Origin of the sequence: Xanthomonas sp. F10 (genome assembly GCF_014206815.1) — a bacterium.
GTDB classification, from domain to species: Bacteria; Pseudomonadota; Gammaproteobacteria; order Xanthomonadales; family Xanthomonadaceae; genus Xanthomonas_A; species Xanthomonas_A indica.
The window spans coordinates 1,234,781-1,257,406 of sequence record NZ_JACHNP010000002.1; the positions used below are offsets into that span (position 1 = coordinate 1,234,781).

Sequence of the window (22,626 nt, forward strand, 5' to 3'; positions counted from 1 at the left end):
CTGGTGCTGCTGGTCCTGCTGCTGGCGCTGGGCGCGGCCTGGCGCGCCGTTGCCGCCGACGCCGACGCCGCTGCGAACGGGGTGCCGCCGCTGCGCGACTACGCGATCGATTCCTGGACCTCGCGCAATGGCCTGCCGCACAACTCCTTGCGCGATCTGGCGCAAACCCCGGACGGCCGCCTGTGGTTCGCCACCTGGGAAGGGCTGGTGCGCTACAACGGCTTGGACTTCACCGTCATCGACCGCAGCACCCGCCCCGGCCTGCCCGACAATGGCGTCGGTTCGCTGTACGTGGATCGTGCCGGCGCACTGTGGCTCAGCGATTCGCGCGGCAACCTCGGCCGCCACGACGCGGCCGGCCGCTGGCGCTTTTGGCGGCAGCCGCCGGGCTGGCCGCATGCGCTGATCCACGCCATGACCCAGGACCGCGATGGCCGCATGTGGCTGCTGTTCGAGGGCAATGGCCTGGGCTGCCTGTGGCCGGACGGCCGCTTCGACTACCAGCCGGCGCCGCGCGACCTGCCGTTGGCGGCGAGCTTTCCGCATCTGGCCGCCGACGATCAGGGACGGCTCTGGATCGGCAGCCTCGACGGCTTGCTGTACCGCGACCCGCAGGGCGTGCTGCGGCGCGCGCCGGCCGCGTTCGGCCTGCCGCCGGGGCTGGCCTGGCCGTACCGGGCGCCGGACGGCTCGTTGTGGCTGGTGGCCGCGGAGAACCTGTACCGATTGCAGGGCCAGCGCGCGGTGCTGGTGCAGCACCTGCCGGGCTATGGCCATTTCACGTCGATGCTGCGCGACCGCGACGGCGCGATCTGGCTGGGGACCGAGAACCAGGGGCTGCTGCGGATCAGTGCGCACGGCATCGAGCGCATGCTGCCGGGCGACGTGCTGCCCAACGGGCGCATCGTCAGCCTGCTGCAGGATGCCGAAGGCAGCATCTGGATCGGCGCCAACGGCGGCCTGTTCCGCCTGCGCGAGACCCTGTTCGCCGGCTATACCCGCCGCGATGGACTCAGCGGCGACTACGTGCGCGCGCTGCTGGAGACCCCCGACGGGGCGCTGTGGATCGGCAGCGCCGCCGGCCTGGACCGGATGGCGCCGGACGGGCGGATCGCCCCGGTCGCGCTGCGCGACGCGCCCTCGGTGCTGAGCCTGGCGCGGGGCCGCGACGGCGACCTGTGGATGGGCACCTATGCCGACGGCGTGTTCCGCCTGCGCAATGGCCGCGTCGTGCGCCACTACGGAACGCGCGAGGGTTTGCCGAGTGGGCAGGTGCGTGCGCTCAGCGTCGATGCCGCCGGCACGGTGTGGATCGGCACGCGCAGCGGGGTGATGCGCATCGACGGCGAGCGGCTGTCAGTGCCGGACGTGCCCGGCCTGCCGCACGGCCTGATCACCGCCCTGGCCAGCGTCGACGGGGCGCTGTGGATCGGCTCGGTCGAAGGCGCGGCGGTGCTGCGCGATGGCCGGGTGCGGAAGCTGGCGCTGGAACCGCTGGGCGGCGCGCGCACCGTGTTCGGGTTCCAGGCGCTGGGCCGCGACATGTGGATCTCCACCGACCGCGGCCTGCACCGCGACCGCGACGGCCGCCTGGCGCGGGTCGGACTGGAGCAGGGCCTGCCGGTGGATGCGGTGTTCCAACTGGTTCGCGACCGCCTCGGCAATGTCTGGATCAGCAGCAACCGCGGCGTGCTGCGGACCACCGCGGCGGCACTGGACGCGGTCGCCGACGGGCGCCAGGCCCGGCTGCAGGTGAGCCGCTACGACGAGATCGACGGCATGTCGAATGCACAGGGCAACGGCAGCTCCGGGCCGTCGATGATCCTGCGTCACGACGGCACGGTGTGGCTGGTAACCGCCGGCGGTGTCAGTACGGTCGATCCGCGCCGCCTGGCCCGCTTCCGCGATCGCCTGCCGCCGCCGGCGGCGATCGAGAGCGTGCTGCTGGACGGCCAGCCGTTTCCCTGGCGGGGCAAATCACAGTTGCCCGGCGCCAAGCGCATCAGCGTGTCCTATGTCGGCCTGAGCTACCTGCTGCCCGAGCGCATCCGCTACCGCACCAAGCTCGACGGCCTGGACAGCGGATGGGTCGACCGCGGCAACCAGCGCAGCGTGGAGTTCATCGGCCTGCCGCCGGGCGACTACACCCTGCACGTGGCCGCAGCGCATCCGGACGGCGCCTGGAGCACCCGCGAGGCCGTGTGGCACTTCAGCGTGGCGCCGCTGTGGTGGCAACGGCACAGCGTGCATGCCGCGGCCGTGGCGGTGCTGGTGCTGGCGCTGGTGCTGCTGTACCGCTACCTGATCGCGCGCTACAAGCGGCGTGCGCTGCGCCTGGAGCGGCTGGTGGAGCGGCGCACCAGCGCGCTGCGCCTGCAGACCGAGCGCCTGCTGCAGGCCGACGCCGAAAAGAGCCAGTTGCTGGCGGAACTGCAGCGCCAGGCCACCGCGTTCGAACGTCTGGCGCACGAGGATGCGCTGACTGCGTTGCCGAACCGGCGCCACTTCGACGAGGTGCTGGTGCACAGCATGCAGCGCGCCCAGCGCAGCGGCGCGCCGCTGTGCCTGCTGGTGATGGACATCGACCGCTTCAAGCAGATCAATGACGGCTACTCGCATGCCACCGGCGATGCGGTGCTGCGCGAAGTCGGGCAGTTGTTGCTGAGCGCCTGCCGTGCCGCCGACCTGCCGGCGCGCCTGGGCGGCGAAGAGTTCGCGGTGCTGCTCGGCGACACGCCGCTGGCCGATGCCGAGCGCTTCGCCACGCGCTTGCGCGACCTGTTCCACGCGCGCCTGCAGTGGGCGCCCGATGCACCGGCGCTGCGCGTGACCTTCAGCGGCGGCCTGGTCGCGCTGCGCGCGGACGAGACGCCGAGCCAGTGGCTGGAGCGCGCCGACGGGGCCCTGTACCGCGCCAAGGGGCTGGGGCGCGATCGGGTGTGCGTGGGCTGAGGTTGTCGTTCATTCCCGTCGCGTGCGGACACTCCGCGTCGATAGTCAGTCTGTCCGGTAGCACTAGGTGGGGCGAGCATGCCGTCCGCCGTCGCAGAGAGGCGCCGTCCTGCGGCGATGTCGCCGGGCGCTTACTGGATCAGACGATGGCGATAGACGAACAGGACAAGGCGATGAAACAGCGTGGCCGATCGCGTTCTGCCACCTAGCGGCAGGCACGCTGCCGACACGATGATGGCCGCCAAGGTAACCAGCAGCAGGGCAGGAAAGACGAAGACCGCCGAGAGCATCGACCAGCCTGTCATCATGAATCCCGTCACGAACAGAAGACCTTCCGTGAACGAGAGCGAGGGGCCGGAACACTGGCGATGGCACAACAGCAGAAGCGACAGCAACACGCCCACCGCGCCAAGCGATAGGAGCCAGGCGTTCGGATTTCGGGCGTGCCATGGCGTCATCAGCAGCAACGGAGCGGCCAGAAACATGCCGATGAAGATGGCGAAGTAGAACATCGTGAACAGCCCGAAGCCAGAATGCTTGCTCATAGGACGACTGGATCGTTGGAGGAGACTTGGGACAGTGGAGCGCCAGAGGGCATAGTGTGAGGCCAATGCGTGTCGCCTGCTCGACCGCGAAGCCGAGTGCCTGCCTGGCCAGCTCAGCGCGCCCGCTGTTCGTCCCCCAACTCCAGCGCCAGTGCTGCGGCCTCACGGATGTCCGCATGCGCGGCGCACAACGACACCACCAGGCCATCACGAACGCCGGATCCGCAAAGGCCGCCCAGCTGCGTGACCCGGTAGCGGCTCCCGTCGGGCAGCGTGGGATCTTCCAGCGCCTCCCGGATCGCGGCGACGGTCTCGCTGCGGTCGCAGGCATGAAACACGTCCTCGACCAACGGAAAGGTGTCAGCGCACGGCCAGGTGCCGCGACACCTTCGCGGTCAGCACCTGCACTAGCGCCGGATCCATGTAGCCGTAGTCGTCGGGGATGTCGAGGCAGACGATGCGTGCGCGGCCGAGGTGGCGCTTGAACCGACGCGACAGCTTGGCGCGATGCGCCGGTTCCATGACGAAGACGATGTCCGCCCACTCCAGCAATTCCGGGGTGACCGGGGTATCCGCGTCGTGGTCGACGCCGGCCGAGGCGGTTTCCACGCCGGGCCAGGTGGCGAACACCTGCTCGGCGGTAGGGCTGCGCAGCCGGTTGCGGCTGCACACGAACAGCAGGTGGCGGCTCATGCGATCCGCTGCCAGCCTGCGCGCGCCGCTAGCACTGGGCGGTCGGCCGTCGTGCCGCCGGGCCGACGCGACGGCGTCGCGCGCGTGCCGTGCAATGCGCGCCGCAGCTCAAGGCGCCGCGCCCACCGGCGGCGCCGGCCAGGCGTTGGCGATCTTGCAGAACAGGCGCGCGGTCTGCTCGGTGTCGTAGACCGCGCTGTGCGCGTCGGCGGCGTTCCAGTCGAAGCCGGCGGCCTGCACCGCGCGCGCCAGCACGGTCTGGCCGTAGGCGATGCCGGCTAGGGTGACGGTGTCGAACACGCTGAAGGGGTGGAACGGATTGCGCTTGTGGCCGCAGCGGGCGACCGTGGCGTTGAGGAAGTTGAGGTCGAAATGGGCGTTGTGGCCGACCAGGATGGCGCGCTGGCACCCGTACTTCTTCACCGCCGCACGCACCGGCGCGAACACGTGGTCCAGCGCCTCGCGCTCGGGCTTGGCGAAGCGGAACGGGTGGTCCAGGACGATGCCGGTGACCTCCAGCGACTTCGGATCGATCAGGGTGCCGGGCGCCGGCACCACGTGCGCGCTGGCGGTGACCCCGGGATAGAGCTGGCCGAAATCGTCCATCTCGATCGGCACCACCGCGATCTCCAGCAGCGCATGCTTGTTCCAGTCGAAACCGCCGGTTTCCACGTCCACCACCACCGGCAGGTAGCCGCGGAAACGCCGCGACATCGGGGTGATGACCAGGGGCTGGGAGGGGCTGTCGACCGAATCGTTCATTCGCCAAGGTTAGCAGAGCGCGGCCGTCGGCCGCCGCGGCGTCACCCCGGCAGACGCGTGCCGAGCACGCTGCCTTGCGCGTGCAGCCGCTGCAGCAGGGCCGCACCCTCGTGCAGCAGGGCGTCCGGCGCAAGGCCGTGCGCGGCGGCCAGGTCCAGCAGCAGCGCTCGTCCGCTGCGCGCGCCGGGCTGCAGCGCCGCCAGCACGGCATAGGCCAGCGGCGCCAGTTCGGCGAAGCGCACCTGACCGTCGGCCTCGCGCCGCGCCAGCAGGCAGGTCGGCTGCGCTGGCGCCGTGTCCGGCTGCCAGGCCGGGCCGATGCGCTGTACCGGCCAGCGGTAGCGCAGCAGGCGCAGCCACGGCGACAGCAGCGGGATGCCGTCGAGCAGGTCGCCGTGCGGATCGTGCGGCGGCAGCGCCGCGTCGTCGATCTGCACCTGCAGTTCCACGGTTTCGTAGTGCGCCAGTTCGGCCAGCCACGGCCGCTGCGGATCGGGCGCGCGCTGCTGCAGGAACGCCACCAGTTCCTCGCCCAGGCGCGGGAACAGCGGCGTACGGGCGCGGTGCTCGGCGCAGAACGCGCGCAGCAGCGCCGCCCAGTCGGTGTCGCCGAGGGTGGCGCGCAGCACCGGGAACTGGCCGCCCAGCAACTGCGCCAGGTTGTCGAAGAACAGGGCGCGGTACACCGCCAGGCGCTGCGGCGGGATGTCGGCCGGCGGCGGGTGCCGCTGCGGATCGCGCAGATGCCGGGTGAGCGCGAACTGCTGGGCGCGCAGGGTCTCGCTCATGCGCCGCGCGACTGCGCCTGCACGGCGCGGATGTGCTGCACTTCGTCGAGCAGCGCGTGCAGCGGCGGGAACTGGCCGTCGCGCTCGAGCACGGTGGGGCGCACGCCGTGCAGGCGGTAGGCGGCGCCAAGCAACTCCCAGACCGGGTCGGCTACCGGCGCGGCGTGGGTATCGATCTTCAGCCCGCTGGCGGCGTCGTCGCGGTGACCGGCGACGTGGTACGAGGCGATGCGCGCGCTGGGCATCGCGGCGAGGAAGGCCAGCGCGTCGTCGCCGTGGTTGCTGGCGTTGACGTGCACGTTGTTGATGTCCAGCAGCAGATCGCAGTCGGCCTCGTCCAGCACCGCGGCCACGAACGCGGCTTCGCTCATGGCCTGGCCCGGCGCGGCGTAGTAGGAGACGTTTTCCACCGCGATGCGTCGGCCCAGCGCGTCCTGCACCTGGGCGATGCGTGCACCGACGTGGCGCACCGCCTCGTCGGTGAACGGCAGCGGCAGCAGCTCGTAGAGCTGGCCGTCGTCGGCGCTGTAGCTGAGATGCTCGCTGTACAGCGCGACCCGGTGCCGGTCGAGGAAGTCCCGGGTCTGCTGCAGCAAGGTGGTGTCCAGCGCGGCCACGCCACCCAGCGACAGCGACAGGCCGTGGCAACTGAGCGGATGGCGCGCGCTCAGCGTCTGCAGCAGTTCCCCGGGACGGCCGCCGACGCCGATCCAGTTGTCCGGCGCGCATTCGAGGAAATCGAACGCATCCGCTGGCGCCTGCAGCAGGTCCTGGAGCAGGCCGCGGCGCAGCCCGAGGCCGGCACTGGACGCGACCAGCGGCCTTGGTTCAGAGGCTGCCACCGCACTTGCCCTCGCCGCACTTGCCTTCGGCCATGGCCTTGTCGTCGTGCTTGGCCTGCGGCGTGGCCGCGGCAGCGGCCGCCGCGGGCTTGGCCGGTGTCGCCGCTGACGTGTGTGCGCCGCAACTGCCGTCGCCGGCCTTTGCGCCGCAGCCGCCCTCGCTGGCCTTGGCCGGATCGGCGGCCTGCCCGGCTTGCGCCGCCGGTGCGGGTGTCGGCGTTGCCGGTGCAACCGCCTCGGTGCGTTGCGGCGGAGTGACGGCGGCCTGTGCGCCCAGCGCATAGCCCTGGGCGAGGTCGGTCATGGCCAGGGCGGAGGCGGACAGGCCGATGCCGCCGAGCAGGACCGCGCCGGCGAGGGCAGGGGACGGACGGGACGAAGTGGACATGCGCAGGCTCCTGGCGATAGATGGGCGCCGGCCGTGGTGGCCGGAGTGCGCCAAGCCTACTCGTTGCCGCGCGGCGCTGCATGCGGCGGTGCGTGGCGACAAAAAAGGCTCCGTTGCGCACGGAGCCCAGGGAGACCACGACGGCGGAACGGCGTATCGCCGTCCGCTCGGTAGGGGTCAGATGCCGCTGGTGGAACTGGTCTCGTCGCGCTTGTCGCGCGGCGGCAGCGGCTGGTCGCCGTGCACCAGGAACCACACGTTCTCGGCGATGTTGGTGGCGTGGTCGCCGATCCGCTCCAGGTTCTTGGCCATGAACAGCAGATGCGTGCATGGGGTGATGTTGCGCGGGTCTTCCATCATGTAGGTCAGCAGCTCGCGGAACAGCGCGGTGTACTGCGCATCCAGCTGCGCGTCGCCCTGGCGCACCAGCAGGGCGGCGTCGGCGTCGTTGTGCTGGTAGGCGGCCAGCGCCGCGCGCACCTGTTCGGCGGCGAGCTTGCCGAGCTGGCGCAGGCCCAGGGTCTGCGGCATCGGCGGCGACATGTTCAGCGCGATCGAGCGCTTGGCCACGTTGGCGGCGTAGTCGCCGATGCGCTCGACGTCGGCGGGAATGCGCAGGCCGGCCAGGATCTCGCGCAGGTCGCGCGCCATCGGCCCGCGCAGCGCCAGGCGCATCACGTCGTGGCTGATGGAATGCTCGAGTGCGTCGATCGCTTCGTCGTTGACGACGATGCGCAGCGCGGCGTTGTCGTCGCGGCGTTCGACCACGTCCAGCGCCGCTTCCAACTGCGCCACCGCGGTTTCGCCCATGCGCACGATCTCGGCGGCGAGGCGATGCTGTTCTTCGTCGTAGCTCTTCACGATGTGCTCGTTGGGCTGAGTGTTCATGTCGTAGGTCCAATAAGTGCGTTGGTGTCGCCGCGGCCATGCCTGGCATTGTGGTGCTGGTGTCGCCGGGCGCCCGCCCGGAGGGCGGCGGGCGCGGCCGCTGCGACCAGGCAGCGGCAGCCGCAGCGGCTCAGCCGAAACGGCCGGTGATGTAGTCTTCGGTCTGCTGCTTGTTCGGCTGCGAGAAGATGATTTCGGTGCGGTCGTGCTCGATCAGGTCGCCCAGGTACATGAAGGCGGTGTAGTCGGACACGCGCGCGGCCTGCTGCATGTTGTGGGTGACGATGACGATGGTGTAGTCGGTCTTCAGCTCTTCCACCAGCTGCTCGATGCGGCTGGTCGAGATCGGATCCAGCGCCGAGGTCGGCTCGTCGAGCAGCAGCACGTCCGGGCGCAGCGCCACCGCGCGGGCGATGCACAGGCGCTGCTGCTGGCCGCCGGACAGGCCCAGCGCGCTCTGCCCGAGCTTGTCCTTGACCTCGTCCCACAACGCGCCCTGGCGCAGGGCCTGCTCGACGCGGTCGGCCATGTCGGCCTTGGACAGCTTCTCGTGGTGGCGGATGCCGTAGGCGACGTTCTCGAAGATGGTCATCGGAAACGGCACCGGCTTCTGGAACACCATGCCGACCTTGCTGCGCAGGCGGTTCATCGGGTACTTCGGCGAGAGGATGTTCTCACCGTCCAGCAGCACCTCGCCGCGCGCTTCCAGCTTCGGGTACAGCGCATAGATGCGGTTGAAGATGCGCAGCAGGGTGGACTTGCCGCAGCCGGACGGTCCGATCAGCGCGGTGACGCGCTTCTCCGGCACTTCCAGGTTGATGCCCTTCAGCGCGTGGTACTTGTCGTAGTAGAAGTCCAGGCCGCGCGCGGCGATCTTGACCGGCGACGGCGCCAGCGCGGTGTGCCCGTTGGGCATGGCGATGCGGTGCATCGGGGCGGCGTTGTGGTGATCGTTCATGGCCGGGTCCATAGGGGTATCAATCGTTGGAGATCTTGTTGCGCACCAGCAGGGCGCGCGCGCCGAGGCTGACCAGCAGGACGAACACGGTGAGCACCAGCGCGCCGGACCAGGCCAGCAGCTGCCAGCTCGGGTAGGGGCTGCCGGCGAAGGAGTTCATCACCACCGGCACGCTGGCCATCGGCTGGAAGATGTTGTTGTTCCAGTACTGGTTGCCGAAGGCGGTGAACAGCAGCGGCGCGGTCTCGCCGCTGATGCGCGCCAGCGCCAGCATCACGCCGGTGACGATGCCGGCCGAGGCGCTGCGGTACAGCACCTGCATGGTCACCTTCCACTGCGGGATGCCCAGCGACAGCGCCGCCTCGCGCATCTGCGCCGGTACCAGCCGCAGCATTTCGTCGGTGGTGCGCACCACCACCGGCAGCACGATGAAGGCCAGCGACAGCGCGCCGGCCAGCGCCGAGAAGCGGCCGCCGGTCTGCATCACGTACAGGGTGTAGACGAACAGGCCGAGCACGATCGACGGCGCCGACAGCAGGATGTCGTTGACGAAGCGCACCACCTGGCCGGTCTTGCGCGCGTTGCCGTATTCGGCCAGCCAGGTGCCGGCGGCCACGCCGAGCGGGGTGCCGATCAGCAGCGCCAGGCCGCACATCACCGCGCTGCCGAAGAACGCGTTGGCCAGGCCGCCTTCCTCGCCGGGCGGCGGGGTCATGCGGGTGAATAGGTCCACGTTGATGCCGGAGATGCCCTTGGCCACCAGGGTCCACAGGATCCAGGCCAGGAACACCAGCCCGAACAGTGCGGTCAGGCAGGACAGGGTGAGCGCCACGGCGTTGACCACGCGGCGGCGGTTGTACAGGCGGTGGGCGACGTCGGCGGCCATCTCAGTTGCCCTCCTTGCGCGACAGTTGCGCCAGCATCAGGCGGGCGATCGCCAGCACGATGAAGGTCACGATGAACAGCACGAAGCCCAGCAGCAGCAGCGCCGAGCGGTAGGTCTCGGTGGCTTCGCCGAAGTCGTTGGCGATCAGCGCGGCGATGGTGGTGCCCGGTTCCAGCAGCGAGGGCGACAGCCGCACCGTGTTGCCGACCACGAAGGCCACCGCCATGGTTTCGCCGAGCGCGCGGCCCAGGCCCAGGAAGATGCCGCCGATCACCGCCGAGCGGGTGTAGGGCAGCACGATGTCCCAGCTCACTTCCCAGCGCGTGGAGCCCAGCGCGTAGGCCGACTCCTTGAGCCGGGTCGGCACGGTCAGGAACACTTCGCGCATCACCGAGGAGATGAACGGGATCACCATGATCGCCAGCACGAAGCCGGCGGTCAGCAGGCCGATGCCCAGCGGCGGGCCCTGGAATATCGGGCCGATCAGCGGCAACGTGCCGAGGTGGTCGTTGAGCCAGGGGGTGACGTACTCGGTCATCATCGGCACCAGCACGAACAGGCCCCACATGCCGTAGATGATCGAGGGGATGCCGGCCAGCAGTTCGATCGCGGTGCCGACCGGGCCGCGCAGCCAGCGCGGCGCCACTTCGGTCAGGAAGAAGGCGATGCCGAAGCTCACCGGCACCGCGATCAGCATCGCGATCAGCGCGGTCACCAGGGTGCCGTAGATCGGCGCCAGCGCGCCGTACTTGTTCTCGACCGGGTTCCACTCGCTGGAGTAGAAAAAGCTCAGCCCCTGCAGTTGCAGGGCATGGCGGCCGCCCCACAGCATCGACAGCGCAGCGCTGCCCAGGGCGACGAGCACGAACACGACGGTGGCGGTGAGGATCCAGCGGAACACGCGGTCGGCGCGGGCGTCACGCAGGTCGCGTCCGCGGGGCGCCGACATCGCTTCGGGAAGGACAGTGCTGTTCATGGGCTCGGTCGTCGCCGGAGCGCGCGCCTGCGCGCTCCGATCGTGGCCGCGGCGGCAGTGACCGCGCGCGGTGGGTGGTTGCATCGCTCCCGCACAGGCGGGAACCCGAAAGTCCGGATCACAAGATGCCGAGACGGCGACCGGCGGCGCCTGGAGCGCACCACCGGTCGCCGCTTGCCGCAGCGGCGCGCGCAACGCGCGCCGGCATGGCGCTTACTTGAACTCCTTGCTCCAGTAGGCCTCGATCTGCTGCACCAGCTCCGGCGGCAGCGGCACGTAGTGCAGCGCGTCGGCCTGCGGCTGGCCCTTCTCGAAGGCCCACTTGAAGAAGTCCAGGGTCGCCTTGCTGCGCGCCGGGTCCTTGGCCTGCTTGTGCATCAGCATGAAGTTGGTGGCGGTGATCGGCCACGCCTGCGCGCCCGCGGCGTTGGTGATGACCAGGTTGAAGTCCTTGGCGTTGGCCCAGTCAGCCGACGCGGCCGCCGCGGCGAAGCTCTCGGCGTTGGGCTGCACCCAGTTGCCGGCGGCGTTCTGCATCGACGCGTACGGCATCTTGTTCTGCAGCGCGTAGGCCAGTTCCACGTAGCCGATCGAGCCCTTGATCTGCTGCACGTACGAAGCCACGCCTTCGTTGCCCTTGCCGCCGACGCCGCCCGGCCACTGCACCGAGGTGCCTTCGCCGACCTTGCCCTTCCATTCCGGGCTGACCTTGGACAGGTAGTTGGTGAAGTTGAAGCTGGTGCCCGAGCCGTCGGAGCGGTGCACCAGGTTGATCTTGGTGTCGGGCAGGGTCACGCCCGGGTTCAGCGCGGTCAGCGCCGGGTCGTTCCACTTGCTGATCTTGCCGAGGAAGATGTCGGCCAGCACCGGACCGGTCAGCTTCAGCTTGCCCGCTTCCATGCCGTCCAGGTTGACCACCGGCACCACCCCCCCAATCGCCGAGGGGAACTGGCCGAGGCCGGCCGCGGCCAGTTCGGCGCTGTCCAGCGGCTTGTCGGAGGAGCCGAAATCGACCGTGCCGGCCTTGATCTGGGCGATGCCGCCGCCGGAACCGATCGACTGGTAGTTGATCTTGTTGCCGGTGGCCGCGTTGTAGTCGGCCGACCACTTGGAGATCAGCGGATAGATGAAGGAGGCGCCGGCGCCGGAAATCTCCGCCGCGGTCTTGGCGCCGGCGGCCGGCGCGGCAGCGGGCGTCCCGCCGGCCGCATCGGCGGCGCCCTGCTTGTCGCCGTTGCCGGGCTGGCAGGCGGTGACGGCGAGGGCCAGGGCGAGGGACAGGACGGCAATGCGCGCCGGCTGCAGTTTCATGGGGTCACTCCGTAGCGAAGAGCGCCGGGACATCCGGCGGATGCTCGCTATGAAATGATATTTTTGTTACAGCCAGATGACTTGCGGATGGGGTGGCGGACGCCATCACGGGATGCGGCCGTCGCGCCGTCCCGCATGAGCCTGTCATGCGGCGGGCAGGTGCCGATCGTAGGCAGGCGATGCCTGCCGTCGGGGACAAAAAAAGCGCGGACCCTGCGGTCCGCGCCCTCGGGTATCGCCGTGCCGACGCGCGCGCCGGCACGGGCGAGACGCCGGCTTACTTCATGTTCTGCGCCCAGTAGGCTTCGATCTGCTTGACCAGCGGCTCCGGCAGCGGCACGTAGTCCAGCGCCTTGGCCTGCGGCTGACCCTGCTCGAACGACCACTTGAAGAAGTCCAGCGCGGCCTTGGACGACGCCGGCTTCTTGGCCTTCTTGTACATGATGGCCCAGGTGGTGGCGGTGATCGGCCACGCGTCCTGGCCCGGCGCGTTGGTCATGATCAGATTGAAGTCCTTGGCCGACTTCCAGTCCGCGGTGGCGGCGGCAGCGGAGAAGGTCTTGTCGTCCGGCATCACGAAACGGCCGGCGGCGTTCTTCATGCCGGCGTAGCTGAGCTTGTTCTGCAGCGCGTAGGCGTACTCGACGTAGCCGATGCCGCCGCGGATCTGCTTGACGTAGGCGGCCACGCCTTCGTTGCCCTTGCCGCCGATGCCGGCCGGCCACTGCACGGCGGTGCCTTCGCCGACCTTGCTCTTCCACTCCGGGCTGACCTTGGACAGGTAGTTGGTGAAGTTGAAGCTGGTGCCCGAACCGTCGGAGCGGTGCACGATGGTGATCTTCAGGTCGGGCAGGGCCAGGCCCGGGTTCAGCGCGGCGATCGCCGGGTCGTTCCACTTGCTGATCTTGCCGAGGAAGATGTTGGCCAGCACGGTGCCGTCGAGCTTCATCGCGCCCGGGGCCACGCCGGCCACGTTGAACACCGGCACGATGCCGCCGATCACGACCGGGAACTGGCCCAGGCCGAACTTGTCCAGCTCCGCGCCGCTGAGCGGCTTGTCGGAAGCGCCGAAATCGACCGTGGCCGCCTGGATCTGCGCGATGCCGCCGCCGGAACCGATCGACTGGTAGTTGACGCGGTTGCCGCTTTTCTCGGCATAGGCAGCCGACCACTTCGACAGCACCGGATAGACGAAGCTGGAGCCTGCGCCGGTGACATCGGTGGCTTGCGCCGCGAGCGAAAACGTAGCGACCGCGGCGGCTGCCAGCAGTCGGAGCTTGAGGGAACGCATCGGGAGAACTCCTGGAATAGGTGGGAAGCCGGCACCCCTGCCGGCATCGGCTGCATTCCAAGACTTTTTCATGAACGTCTGAAGAAAATCAGATGTCAGTCCGGTGACAGCCTGTCCGGGTCGGCATGCCTTCGTTCCGACACGAAGCTGACTCAAAACCGTCATGTCTTTGACGGAATCTTTACAAATGGTCGGGCCGTCGCACTGGGGCCGCACCGCACCCATCCCACCCTGCCACCACCCATCGGAGACATCCTAATGCGTTCTCATGTTCTCGCCACGGCGATCCTCGCCAGCCTCGGCCTGGCGTCAGCGCCGCAGGCGTTCGCGGCGAAGGCCAAGGCCAGCAGCAATCCGCCCGCCGTCAGCGCTGCCCAGCTGCAGCAGCTGCAGGCCCAGATCGAAGCGCTGCAGACCCAGGTTCAGCAGCTGCAGGCGCAGTCGGAAGCCCTGCAGGCGCAGTCCGACGCGCAGTCGGAAGTGAATGTCGTGCAGGCCCAGGCGACCGAATCGGCGCAGGCCAGCGCCGCCAAGGTCGACAAGCTCGCCAAGCTGGTCAACGACAACAAGATCGGCGGCCGCATGTTCTTCGACCTGACCAACATCGACCGCACCAGTGGCGGCGCCAAGACCGCCGCCAGCGGCACCGGTCTGGACGTCAAGCGCTTCTACCTGACCGTCGACCACAGCTTCAACGAGATCTGGTCGGCCAACCTGACCACCGACTTCCAGTACAGCTCGGCGCTGTCCAACACCCAGCTGTTCGTCAAGAAGGCCTACGTGCAGGGCAAGTTCGACGACGCCTTCGCGCTGCGCATCGGTGCCGCCGACATGCCGTGGGTGCCGTTCGTCGAGAAGTTCTACGGCTACCGCTACGTCGAGAACACCCTGACCGACCGCCTGAAGTACGCCAACTCCTCCGACTGGGGCCTGCACGCCTTCGGCGACCTGGGCTCGCAGGTCAACTACGCGATGTCGGTGGTCAACGGTGCCGGCTACAAGAACCCGACCCGCGGCAAGGGCATGGACGTGGAAGGCCGCGTCGCCTACATGCCGATGCAGAACCTGGCCATCGCCGTCGGCGCCTACTCGGGCAAGCTGGGCAAGGAAACCGACATCCTCGACGCGCAGCACGACTACACCCGCGCCGATGCGATGGTCGCCTACGCCGATTCCAACTTCCGTCTGGGCGGCGAGTACTTCCAGGCCAAGAACCTCAACAACGTGCTGACCCCGGCCACCGACAAGTCCAGCGGCTGGTCGGTGTGGGGCAGCGTCGCGTTGACCGACGGCGGCATCAATGCCTTCGCCCGCTACGACAAGACCGACCTGAGCAAGACCCTCGACCCGACCCTGGCCGACAAGTACTGGAACGTCGGCGTCGAGTTCCCGGTGATGAAGAACCTGAAGCTGGCCACCGTGTACAAGTACACGCACCAGGACAACGACAGCAAGAAGACCGACGTGGAAACCAAGGAATTCGGCGTCTGGGGCGACCTGTCGTTCTGATTCGCGGAGAGTCCCGCATGCTGTACGAAAGGCGGCGCACTGCGTCGCCTTTCTTTTTTGCGGCGTGACCGCCCAGAGCCGCACGGTGGGCGCGGGCCGAGGTGTCTTTCACGGTTCGCGTCGACGGCCGTGGACGATGCAGTGAATTGTGCGGCGCAGCACTTGTCATCGACGATGCGCCTTCCTACTGTCGAAGCATGCTCGCCCGTCTGTCCATGTTGATGTTGACCGCATTGCTGGCGCTGTCGGCGATCCGTGCAGGATCGGCCGCGGCGGCGGCACCGGCGGCGCTGTGCGCGAGCGCCTGCGCCAGCGAGGTCGACGCTGATCTCGATGGGGTCTCGCCCGAGCTGGAAGCGCCGGCCGCCGATCCCGATCCGCACGACGCGCCGCTCGCGGTCGCGCCCGCGTTGTTTCCGCCGGCCCTCCTGATCCGGCCGGTCTTGCCGGTGCCACCGGCAGCGCCTTGCCGCGGCTATCGCCGCCCCGCGCTGCGTCCTCCATCCGGGGCCTGACGCCTGCATCGCCGCACTGGCGATGCCGATCCCCCGCTGTTGTTTGCGTCTGCGTCGTGCCGCGTGCGGTACGGCTTCGCTCCCCCCATGCCTGGAGATACCCCATGCAACGCTTGCTCGATGGTTTCCGCCACTTCCGCAACGAGGTCTATCCCCGCCAACGCGGGCTGTTCCGGCAACTCGCCGCCGGCCAGACCCCGCACACGCTGTTCATCACCTGCGCCGACTCGCGGGTGATGCCGGAACTGATGTTCGCCGCGCAACCGGGCGAACTGTTCGTCTACCGCAACATCGGCAACGTGGTGCCGCCGTACTCGCAGCACGTCAGCGGCGTGGTCGCGGCGATCGAGTACGCGGTGGCGGTGCTGCAGGTCGAGCACATCGTGATCTGCGGCCATACCGACTGCGGCGCGATGAAGGCGGTGCTCAATCCCGCGTCGCTGCAGGAGGTGCCGACCGTGGCAGCCTGGCTCAAGCACACCGACAGCGCGCGCCAGGTCGCCGCGCAGCACGGCCATGCCGCCCATGCCGAGGATGCGCTGCACTGCCTGACCGAGGAGAACGTGGTGGCGCAACTGGATCACCTGCGCACGCAACCGGTGGTGGCGGCGCGGCTGGCGCGCGGCGCGCTGCGCATCCACGGCTGGATCTACGACATCGGCCATGGCGAGATCCGCGCCTTCGACGCCGAGCAGGGGCGGTTCCTGCCACTGCTGCCGGAAGCCGGCCGACGCCCGCCCGATGCCACGCCGCCGCCGCGCCTGGCGCCGGTCCTGCGCAACGTCGCCGTCTGAGGAGCCGCCCATGCACACCATGACAGAGCACGCTCCGGCCGGCGCCTCGGCGCTGGCCCGTTACCTGCGCGGCGGCGCCTTCGGCCGCGACCTGCTGGCCTCGGTGGTGGTCTTCCTGGTCGCCTTGCCGCTGTGCATGGGCATCGCGATCGCGTCGGGCATGCCGCCGGCCGCCGGCCTGATCACCGGCATCGTCGGCGGCCTGGTGGTCGGGCTGATCGCCGGCTCGCCGCTGCAGGTCAGCGGGCCGGCGGCGGGATTGGCGGTGCTGGTGTTCGAACTGGTCCGCGCGCACGGCGTGGCGGCGCTGGGGCCGGTGATCCTGCTGGCCGGCGCGATCCAGTTGCTGGCCGGGTTGTGCCGCGCCGGCGTGTGGTTCCGCATGACCTCGCCGGCGGTGGTGGCCGGCATGCTGTCGGGTATCGGCATCCTGATCGTCGCCTCGCAATCGCACGTGCTGCTGGACGCGGCGCCGAAGGCACGCGGACTGGAGAACTTCGCCGCCTTGCCGGCGGTGCTGTGGCGCGCGCTGGACGCCGGCGTGGGCCGCGCCGCCTTGCTGGTCGGCCTGGGCACCATCGCGATCATGCTGGCGTGGGAGCGGCTGCGCCCGCAGCGCTTGCGCTTCGTGCCCGGCGCCTTGCTGGCGGTGGTGGCGATGACCGCGCTGGTGCAGCTGCAGGCGCTGGACGTGCGCAAGGTCGACGTGCCGGCCAACCTGCTCTCGGCGATCCGGGTGCCGAGCCTGGACGACATGCTCGGCGTGCTCGATGCCACGCTGCTGCTGTCGGCGCTCACCTTCGCCTTCATCGCCAGCGCCGAGACCCTGCTGTCGGCGGCGGCGGTGGACCGCATGCACCAGGGGCCGCGCACCCAGTACGACCGCGAACTGGCCGCGCAGGGCGTGGGCAACATGCTGTGCGGGTTGCTCGGCGCCTTGCCGATGACCGGGGTGATCGTGCGCAGCGCCGCCAACGTGCAGGCCGGTGCGGCCACGCGCGTGTCGACCATGCTGCACGCGGCCTGGCTGCTGGTGTTCGCGCTGTTGCTGCCGTGGCTGCTGCGGATGACCCCGGTCGCGTGCCTGGCCGGCATCCTGGTCTACACCGGACTGAAGATGGTCAAGCTGGGGCAGGTGCGCGAACTGGCCGCCTACGGACGCGGCACCGCCGCCATCTACCTGGCGACGACCTTCGCCATCGTCGCCACGGACCTGCTGACCGGCGTGCTGATCGGCTTTGCGCTGTCGCTGCTGCGCCTGGCGCTGCAGCAGTCGCGGCTGACGGTGGGGGTGCATGCGCATGAAGACGCCGCCAGCGCGGGCGCAGGCGAGGGGAGCAGCAAGCTGCGCCTGTCGCTGGAGGGCTCGGCCACCTTCCTGCGCGTGCCGACGATGGCGCGGACCCTGGAGCGGCTGCCGCCGAATACCGAACTGCACCTGGACGTGGCAAGGCTACGCCACGTCGACCACGCCTGCCTGGAACTGCTGCGCGACTGGAGCCGCAACGCCGCGTCCCGCGGCTGTGCCCTGGTGGTGGACTGGAAGGAATTGGACCGGCGCGTGGAAGGGCAGCGTGCGGCGTAGTCGGTGGTGTGGCCGGCAGTGCCTGCGCCTGGCCTTTCGACATCTGTAGGGGCGGTTCCAATCGCGACGCGGGCAGGCGAGGCCGTGTCGGCGACGGAACCTGTCGCGGCTGAAGCCGCTCCTACAGTGCAATCAGGCGGCGGCTTGGGGAGAACCGTAGGAGCGGTTTCAACCGCGACGAGCGCAACGATAGGCTTCCGGTATTAGCTGCTGTCGGGGCTGAAGCCCCTCCCACCCCACCAGGTTCCGGCTCGCGGAACGCCATTGTGGGAGCGACTTCAGTCGCGACGAACGCAGCGGTGGACCTCGCGTGCTGCACTGGTTGCCGGAGCCGATGTCCCCAGTCCCGCACCAACCGGCGCCCAAGGCCGTGGCGCAGGCGATGACGCGAGCGCCTGCCTGCGACTGCGCCGCTCAACCCGGCGTCTTGTCCTTGTACCGGCACAGGTCGCGGATTGCGCACTGCGGGCAGTCGGGCTTGCGCGCCTTGCACACGTAGCGGCCGTGCAGGATCAGCCAGTGGTGCGCGTCGTGCAGGAACTGCGCCGGTACCCGCTTGAGCAGCGCATCCTCGACGGCGCGCACGTCCTTGCCCGGAGCCAGCCCGGTGCGGTTGGCGACGCGGAAGATGTGCGTGTCCACCGCCATGGTCGGCTCGCCGAAGGCGGTGTTGAGCACCACGTTGGCGGTCTTGCGGCCGACGCCGGGCAGGGCTTCCAGCGCGTCGCGCGCACGCGGCACGTCGCCGCCGTGCTGCTCGACCAGGATGCGGCAGGTGGCGATGACGTTCTTGGCCTTGGCGTTGAACAGGCCGATGGTGGAGATGTAGCGCTTCAGCCCATCCTCGCCCAGCGCCAGGATCGCCGCCGGCGTGTTCGCCACCGGATACAGGCGGCGGGTGGCCTTGTTGACGCCGACGTCGGTGGCCTGCGCCGAGAGGATCACCGCGATCAGCAGTTCGAATGGGGTGCTGTACTCCAGCTCGGTGGTCGGGTTGGGATTGAGTTCGGACAGGCGCGAGAACAGCTCGTGGATCTCGTCCTTGCTCAGCAGGCGTCCGCGCCGCACGGGCACGCTGGCGGTCGCGCTCATCGGCCGCCTCGCTGCGCGGCCTTGGCCTTGGCGCGGGCCAGGATCGCCGCGGCCGCCGCGGGCAGGGCCGGCGCGCTGGGGGCGGCGGGAGTCGTGCCCGTGGCGGTCGGTACAACGGCCTCACGCCGCGCCTGGCGCGCCGCGGCACGGCGTTCCAGCCGCGCGCTGCGCGCCCGATAGCGCGCGCGTGCTGCCCAGGCATCGCGCAGGCGCTGCTGCGCGGCGAGCACCTGCGCGCGCAGCTGCGGATGCGCCGGGTCCAGCGCATCGTCGCCGGGATCGGTGCCGCGGTAGTCCATCAGGCCGCCATCGATCGCGGCATCCAGATCGTCGTCCAGGACCCAGCGCAGCAACTGCAGCGGCGTGGCGGAAACGGGGGCGTGCGACATCGCGCGTGGGCTCAGCGGTTGCGGAATTGCGGCCGGCGCCGCTCCAGGAAGGCGCGGGTGCCTTCGCGCATGTCCTCGCTGGAGAACAGCAGGCCGAACTGCGCAGTCTCGTACTCCAATCCCTGTTCGATCGCGCCTTCGCCGCCGATCTGGATCGCGTCGAGGATGCCGCGCAACGCCAGCGGTGCGGCCTCGGCCAGTTGCTGCGCCAGCTGCAGCGTGGTCGCCTGCAGTTCGCCGGCCGCGACCACGCGGTTGACCAGGCCCAGCTGCAACGCGCGCGCCGCGTCGATCGGCGCGCCGAGCAGGCACAGTTCCAGCGCCGCGGCGCGGCCGACCAGCCGCAGCAGGCGCTGGGTGCCGCCGAAACCGGGGATCAGCCCGAGATTGATCTCCGGTTGGCCCAGGCGGGCGCCCTCGGCGGCCACGCGCAGGTGGCAGGCCATCGCCAGTTCCAGCCCGCCGCCGAGGGCGAAACCGTTGACCATCGCCAGCACCGGCTTGGGCATGCGCTCGATCCGGCGCATCAGGCGCTGGCCCAGCTGCGAGAAATCGCGGCCCTGCACCGGTGTCAGTTCGTTCATTTCGGCGATGTCGGCGCCGGCCACGAAGGCTTTCTCGCCGGCGCCGGTCAGCACCACCACGCGGATCTGCGGGTCGTCCGCGGCCGCGGCGAAGGCCGCATCCAGCGCCTGCAAAACCTGGCGATTCAAGGCGTTGAGCTTGTCGGCTCGATTCACGGTGAGGATGCGGATCGCACCCTGGGTATCGGCGAGGACCGGCGTGCCGGACATGTGCATTCCTGGTTGTTAAAAAAAAGTAATGGGAACTCTCGGTGGGCCGCACCAGTCAGAGCAGCGTCGTCGGTAGCGGTTATGCGCCGCGGCGGCTATCCTAACGCGTCATCTCAGGCGGCACGGGCCGCCCTGTGCCACCACCCTGGAGAATTGTTTGATGAAGTTGCGTTCTATTGCGGTCGCTGTCGCGGCCCTCGCCCTGAGCGGCAATGCGTTCGCCCAGGACACCTCGTCCGAGAAGGGCAAGCTGAGCTATTACTTCGGCTACGACTACGGCAACAACCTTGCCGAACTCACCGGCCGCGGCGAGCAGCTCGATATCAATGCGGTGGTGAAGGGCTTGCAGGACGCCTACGCCAAGAAGCAGCCGGCGGTCAGCGCCGACCAGCTGAAGCCGGCGGTGGAAGCGTTCCAGAAGCGCGAGCAGGCCCGCGCCCAGCAGGCCAAGGCCGACTACGAGAAGGCCGCTGCCGAGAACAAGACCAAGAGCGACCAGTTCATGGCCCAGAACAAGGCCAAGGCTGGCGTGCAGACCCTGCCCAGCGGCGTGCAGTACCGCGTGATCGAGGCCGGCACCGGCGCCAAGCCGACCCAGGCCAGCACCGTGCAGCTGGAAGTGGCCGGTCCGTACCCGTTCGGCCAGCGCCCGGCGCAGGCGCGTCCGGCGCAGCAGATCCCGGCGATCAAGGTCAGCGAAGTCGAGATGCAGGCCATGCGCGATACGCTGCTGCAGATGCCGGCCGGCTCCAAGTGGGAAGTGACCCTGCCGCCGGACAAGGCCTACGGTGCCGACCCGCGTACGCCGTTCCCGCCGAACGTGGCGGTGCAGTTCGAGATCAAGCTGGTCAGCGTCAAGTAAGCACGCCGCTCCAGTGCACGACGATTGCGCCGGCAGCGATGCCGGCGCAATTTTTTTTGGCAGGCAACGACGGCGCCGACGAATCGCGCTAGGCTGGCAAGGTGTCGAATCCGATGGATCCCGTTCCGCATGCCCCGCTTACGCCCTGCATCGGTATTTGCCGTCTCGATGCGCAGGGCTATTGCGCAGGCTGCCTGCGCAGCGGCGACGAGATCGCACGCTGGCGCGGCATGAGCGACGCCGAACGCCGCCGCTACATGGACGAGGTGCTGCCGGGGCGCGGCTGGTCGCCGTCGCCGGGACAGCGCCTGGCCGAACGCGCGCATCTGCTGCGCGCGCTGCATCCGTTGCAGCAGCCGCCGACGGGGCCGGGCTGGAACCACCATGAACTGCAGGATCTGCTGCCGGACGGCGCGCCGGTGGAAGCCGCGGTGCTGGCCGGCCTGGTGCCGCGCGCCGACGGCACCCACGTGCTGCTGACCCGGCGCACCGATAGCCTGCGCCACCACGGCGGCCAGGTCAGTTTCCCCGGTGGCCGCATCGAAGCGAGCGACGCCGATGCGGTGGCCGCGGCGCTGCGCGAGAGCGAGGAGGAGATCGCGCTGGCCGCATCCCAGGCCGAGCCGCTGGGCTACCTGGATCCGTTCGTCACCATCAGCGGCTTCCGGGTGATGCCGGTGGTCGCGGCGATCGATCCGCGCTTCGTGCCGCAGCCGCATCCGGGCGAGGTGGCGGAGGTGTTCGAGGTGCCGCTGGCCTACCTGATGGCGCCGGACAACCTGCGCAGCATCGAGACCGATTACCGCGGACGCCCGCGCGTCGTGCTGGAGTACGGCTGGCCCGGCCAGCGCATCTGGGGCGCGACCGCGGCGATCCTGCTCAACCTGCGTCGCCGACTGGAGCAAGCCGCATGACCGCAACGTCCCCCGAATGGCACACCCTGGTCGAGGCGCCGGCCTTGGCCGCCGCGCTCGGCGATCCCGCGCTGCGCCTGGTCGATGCGCGGTTCGCGCCGGCGGCGCTGCTCGATCCTGCCGCAGCGGCGGCCGCGCGCGAGGCCTATGCGCAGTCGCACCTGCCCGGCGCGGTCTACGCCGATCTGAACGCCGATCTGTCCGATCTCGGCCGTCCCGGCCTGGGCCGGCACCCGTTGCCGGACGACGCGGCCTTCGCGCGCACCCTGGGGCATTGGGGCATCGGCCCGCAGCACCAGGTGGTGGTCTACGACGCCGGCGACGGCAGCATGGCCGCGGCGCGTTTGTGGTGGATGCTGGGCCTGCTCGGCCATCGCCGCGTCGCCGTGCTCGACGGCGGCCTGGCCGAATGGCGCCGATTGGGCCTGCCGGAAACCGACGCGGCCACCGCGCCGTCGCCGCTGCCGCCGTACCCGCAGGCGTTCGACACGGCGCGCATCGTCTCCGCCGAGCAGGTTGCCGCGCGCCTGCACGAGGCGCCGGGCTGGTTGTTCGATGCGCGCCCCGGCGAGCGCTTCCGTGGCGAGGTGGAGCCGATCGACCCGCTGCCCGGGCACGTGCCCGGCGCGCTCAACCGGCCGCTGGCGCAGAACCTGCGCGACGGACGCCTGCGCCCGGCGCAGGAACTGCGCGCCGAGCTGCAGCCGTTGCTGCAGGGGCGCGATCCGCGCGAGGTGGTGCTGATGTGCGGCTCCGGCGTCACCGCCTGCCATCTGCTGCTGGCGCTGGAACATGCCGGCCTGCACGGTGCGCGTGTGTATGCCGGCTCCTGGAGCGGCTGGATCGCCGATCCGTCGCGGCCGCGCGCCCTCGGCTAGGGCCGGCGGCGCAC

Annotated in this window: 24 protein-coding genes; 8 read left to right on the forward strand and 16 right to left on the reverse strand. The window is 69.8% G+C overall.

The window, feature by feature from the left end; genetic code table 11:
• The first annotated feature begins 90 nt into the window (after positions 1-90).
• Positions 91-2,952, forward strand: a complete 2,862-nt coding sequence (locus FHR56_RS16625) for a ligand-binding sensor domain-containing diguanylate cyclase (RefSeq protein WP_237473061.1) — start codon at positions 91-93, stop codon at positions 2,950-2,952.
• Between the two features lie 131 nt (positions 2,953-3,083).
• Here FHR56_RS16625 and FHR56_RS16630 read toward each other — a convergent pair whose 3' ends face one another.
• The 13 genes from FHR56_RS16630 to pstS (FHR56_RS16690) all read right to left on the reverse strand — a co-directional run bounded on the left by FHR56_RS16630 (position 3,084) and on the right by pstS (FHR56_RS16690) (position 13,280).
• Positions 3,084-3,497, reverse strand: a complete 414-nt coding sequence (locus tag FHR56_RS16630; protein WP_160945837.1) for a hypothetical protein — start codon at positions 3,495-3,497, stop codon at positions 3,084-3,086.
• 113 nt (positions 3,498-3,610) lie between these two features.
• Positions 3,611-3,847: a hypothetical protein gene (locus FHR56_RS16635; protein WP_184502671.1), complete on the reverse strand. Its 237-nt coding sequence runs from the start codon at positions 3,845-3,847 to the stop codon at positions 3,611-3,613.
• A 10-nt stretch (positions 3,848-3,857) separates the two neighbouring features.
• Positions 3,858-4,190: a low molecular weight protein tyrosine phosphatase family protein gene (locus tag FHR56_RS16640; protein ID WP_160945838.1), complete on the reverse strand. Its 333-nt coding sequence runs from the start codon at positions 4,188-4,190 to the stop codon at positions 3,858-3,860.
• A gap of 108 nt (positions 4,191-4,298) precedes the next feature.
• Positions 4,299-4,952 carry a ribonuclease T gene (rnt, locus tag FHR56_RS16645; protein WP_017911007.1) on the reverse strand — a complete coding sequence of 218 codons (654 nt, stop codon included), beginning with the start codon at positions 4,950-4,952 and terminating at the stop codon, positions 4,299-4,301.
• Positions 4,953-4,993: 41 nt separating this feature from the next.
• On the reverse strand, positions 4,994-5,740 hold the full coding sequence (locus tag FHR56_RS16650; RefSeq protein ID WP_160945839.1) for a putative DNA-binding domain-containing protein: 747 nt from the start codon (positions 5,738-5,740) through the stop codon (positions 4,994-4,996).
• On the reverse strand, positions 5,737-6,582 hold the full coding sequence (locus FHR56_RS16655; protein ID WP_160945840.1) for a DUF692 domain-containing protein: 846 nt from the start codon (positions 6,580-6,582) through the stop codon (positions 5,737-5,739). The genes FHR56_RS16650 and FHR56_RS16655 overlap by 4 nt, the downstream gene beginning before the upstream one ends.
• Positions 6,569-6,970: a hypothetical protein gene (locus FHR56_RS16660; protein WP_160945841.1), complete on the reverse strand. Its 402-nt coding sequence runs from the start codon at positions 6,968-6,970 to the stop codon at positions 6,569-6,571. The genes FHR56_RS16655 and FHR56_RS16660 overlap by 14 nt, the downstream gene beginning before the upstream one ends.
• A 177-nt stretch (positions 6,971-7,147) precedes the next feature.
• Positions 7,148-7,858, reverse strand: coding sequence for a phosphate signaling complex protein PhoU (gene phoU / locus FHR56_RS16665; protein ID WP_160945842.1), 711 nt, complete (start codon positions 7,856-7,858; stop codon positions 7,148-7,150).
• Positions 7,859-7,988: 130 nt separating this feature from the next.
• A complete protein-coding gene (gene pstB, locus FHR56_RS16670; protein WP_160945843.1) occupies positions 7,989-8,816 on the reverse strand; it encodes a phosphate ABC transporter ATP-binding protein PstB in 828 nt (275 codons plus the stop codon).
• A gap of 19 nt (positions 8,817-8,835) precedes the next feature.
• On the reverse strand, positions 8,836-9,702 hold the full coding sequence (pstA, locus tag FHR56_RS16675) for a phosphate ABC transporter permease PstA (protein WP_160945844.1): 867 nt from the start codon (positions 9,700-9,702) through the stop codon (positions 8,836-8,838).
• Between the two features lies 1 nt (position 9,703).
• Positions 9,704-10,678, reverse strand: a complete 975-nt coding sequence (gene pstC, locus FHR56_RS16680) for a phosphate ABC transporter permease subunit PstC (protein ID WP_160945845.1) — start codon at positions 10,676-10,678, stop codon at positions 9,704-9,706.
• Between the two features lie 213 nt (positions 10,679-10,891).
• Positions 10,892-11,989, reverse strand: coding sequence for a phosphate ABC transporter substrate-binding protein PstS (pstS, locus tag FHR56_RS16685; RefSeq protein ID WP_160945846.1), 1,098 nt, complete (start codon positions 11,987-11,989; stop codon positions 10,892-10,894).
• Positions 11,990-12,266: 277 nt separating this feature from the next.
• Positions 12,267-13,280 carry a phosphate ABC transporter substrate-binding protein PstS gene (gene pstS, locus FHR56_RS16690; RefSeq protein WP_160945847.1) on the reverse strand — a complete coding sequence of 338 codons (1,014 nt, stop codon included), beginning with the start codon at positions 13,278-13,280 and terminating at the stop codon, positions 12,267-12,269.
• A gap of 258 nt (positions 13,281-13,538) precedes the next feature.
• Between pstS (FHR56_RS16690) and FHR56_RS16695 the strand changes: the two genes are divergently transcribed.
• The 4 genes from FHR56_RS16695 (at position 13,539) to FHR56_RS16710 (ending at position 17,683) form a co-directional block, all read left to right on the forward strand.
• On the forward strand, positions 13,539-14,789 hold the full coding sequence (locus FHR56_RS16695) for a porin (RefSeq protein ID WP_160945848.1): 1,251 nt from the start codon (positions 13,539-13,541) through the stop codon (positions 14,787-14,789).
• Between the two features lie 197 nt (positions 14,790-14,986).
• Entirely contained in the window at positions 14,987-15,304 is a 318-nt protein-coding gene (locus tag FHR56_RS16700; protein WP_160945849.1) for a hypothetical protein, read from the forward strand.
• Positions 15,305-15,408: 104 nt separating this feature from the next.
• On the forward strand, positions 15,409-16,098 hold the full coding sequence (locus FHR56_RS16705) for a carbonic anhydrase (protein WP_160945850.1): 690 nt from the start codon (positions 15,409-15,411) through the stop codon (positions 16,096-16,098).
• Between the two features lie 19 nt (positions 16,099-16,117).
• On the forward strand, positions 16,118-17,683 hold the full coding sequence (locus tag FHR56_RS16710; RefSeq protein ID WP_184502695.1) for a SulP family inorganic anion transporter: 1,566 nt from the start codon (positions 16,118-16,120) through the stop codon (positions 17,681-17,683).
• A 414-nt stretch (positions 17,684-18,097) separates the two neighbouring features.
• On the opposite strand, the gene nth is transcribed toward FHR56_RS16710, so the two are convergent.
• Genes nth through FHR56_RS16725 form a run of 3 tightly spaced genes read right to left on the reverse strand, consistent with a single transcriptional unit; the run spans position 18,098 to position 19,958 of the window.
• On the reverse strand, positions 18,098-18,775 hold the full coding sequence (gene nth, locus FHR56_RS16715; RefSeq protein WP_160945851.1) for an endonuclease III: 678 nt from the start codon (positions 18,773-18,775) through the stop codon (positions 18,098-18,100).
• Positions 18,772-19,164 (reverse strand): hypothetical protein, encoded by a 393-nt coding sequence (locus tag FHR56_RS16720; RefSeq protein WP_160945852.1) that lies wholly within the window; start codon positions 19,162-19,164, stop codon positions 18,772-18,774. Before FHR56_RS16720 ends, nth begins: the two co-directional genes overlap by 4 nt.
• Positions 19,165-19,175: 11 nt before the next feature.
• On the reverse strand, positions 19,176-19,958 hold the full coding sequence (locus tag FHR56_RS16725; RefSeq protein WP_160945853.1) for an enoyl-CoA hydratase-related protein: 783 nt from the start codon (positions 19,956-19,958) through the stop codon (positions 19,176-19,178).
• Between the two features lie 160 nt (positions 19,959-20,118).
• Between FHR56_RS16725 and FHR56_RS16730 the strand changes: the two genes are divergently transcribed.
• The 3 genes from FHR56_RS16730 (at position 20,119) to FHR56_RS16740 (ending at position 22,612) form a co-directional block, all read left to right on the forward strand.
• On the forward strand, positions 20,119-20,820 hold the full coding sequence (locus tag FHR56_RS16730) for an FKBP-type peptidyl-prolyl cis-trans isomerase (protein ID WP_010343966.1): 702 nt from the start codon (positions 20,119-20,121) through the stop codon (positions 20,818-20,820).
• Between the two features lie 113 nt (positions 20,821-20,933).
• Complete coding sequence (locus FHR56_RS16735; protein ID WP_160945854.1) at positions 20,934-21,734, forward strand: DUF1289 domain-containing protein; 801 nt, start codon at positions 20,934-20,936, stop codon at positions 21,732-21,734.
• Positions 21,731-22,612 (forward strand): sulfurtransferase, encoded by an 882-nt coding sequence (locus tag FHR56_RS16740; RefSeq protein ID WP_160945855.1) that lies wholly within the window; start codon positions 21,731-21,733, stop codon positions 22,610-22,612. The genes FHR56_RS16735 and FHR56_RS16740 overlap by 4 nt, the downstream gene beginning before the upstream one ends.
• Positions 22,613-22,626: the final 14 nt, after the last annotated feature.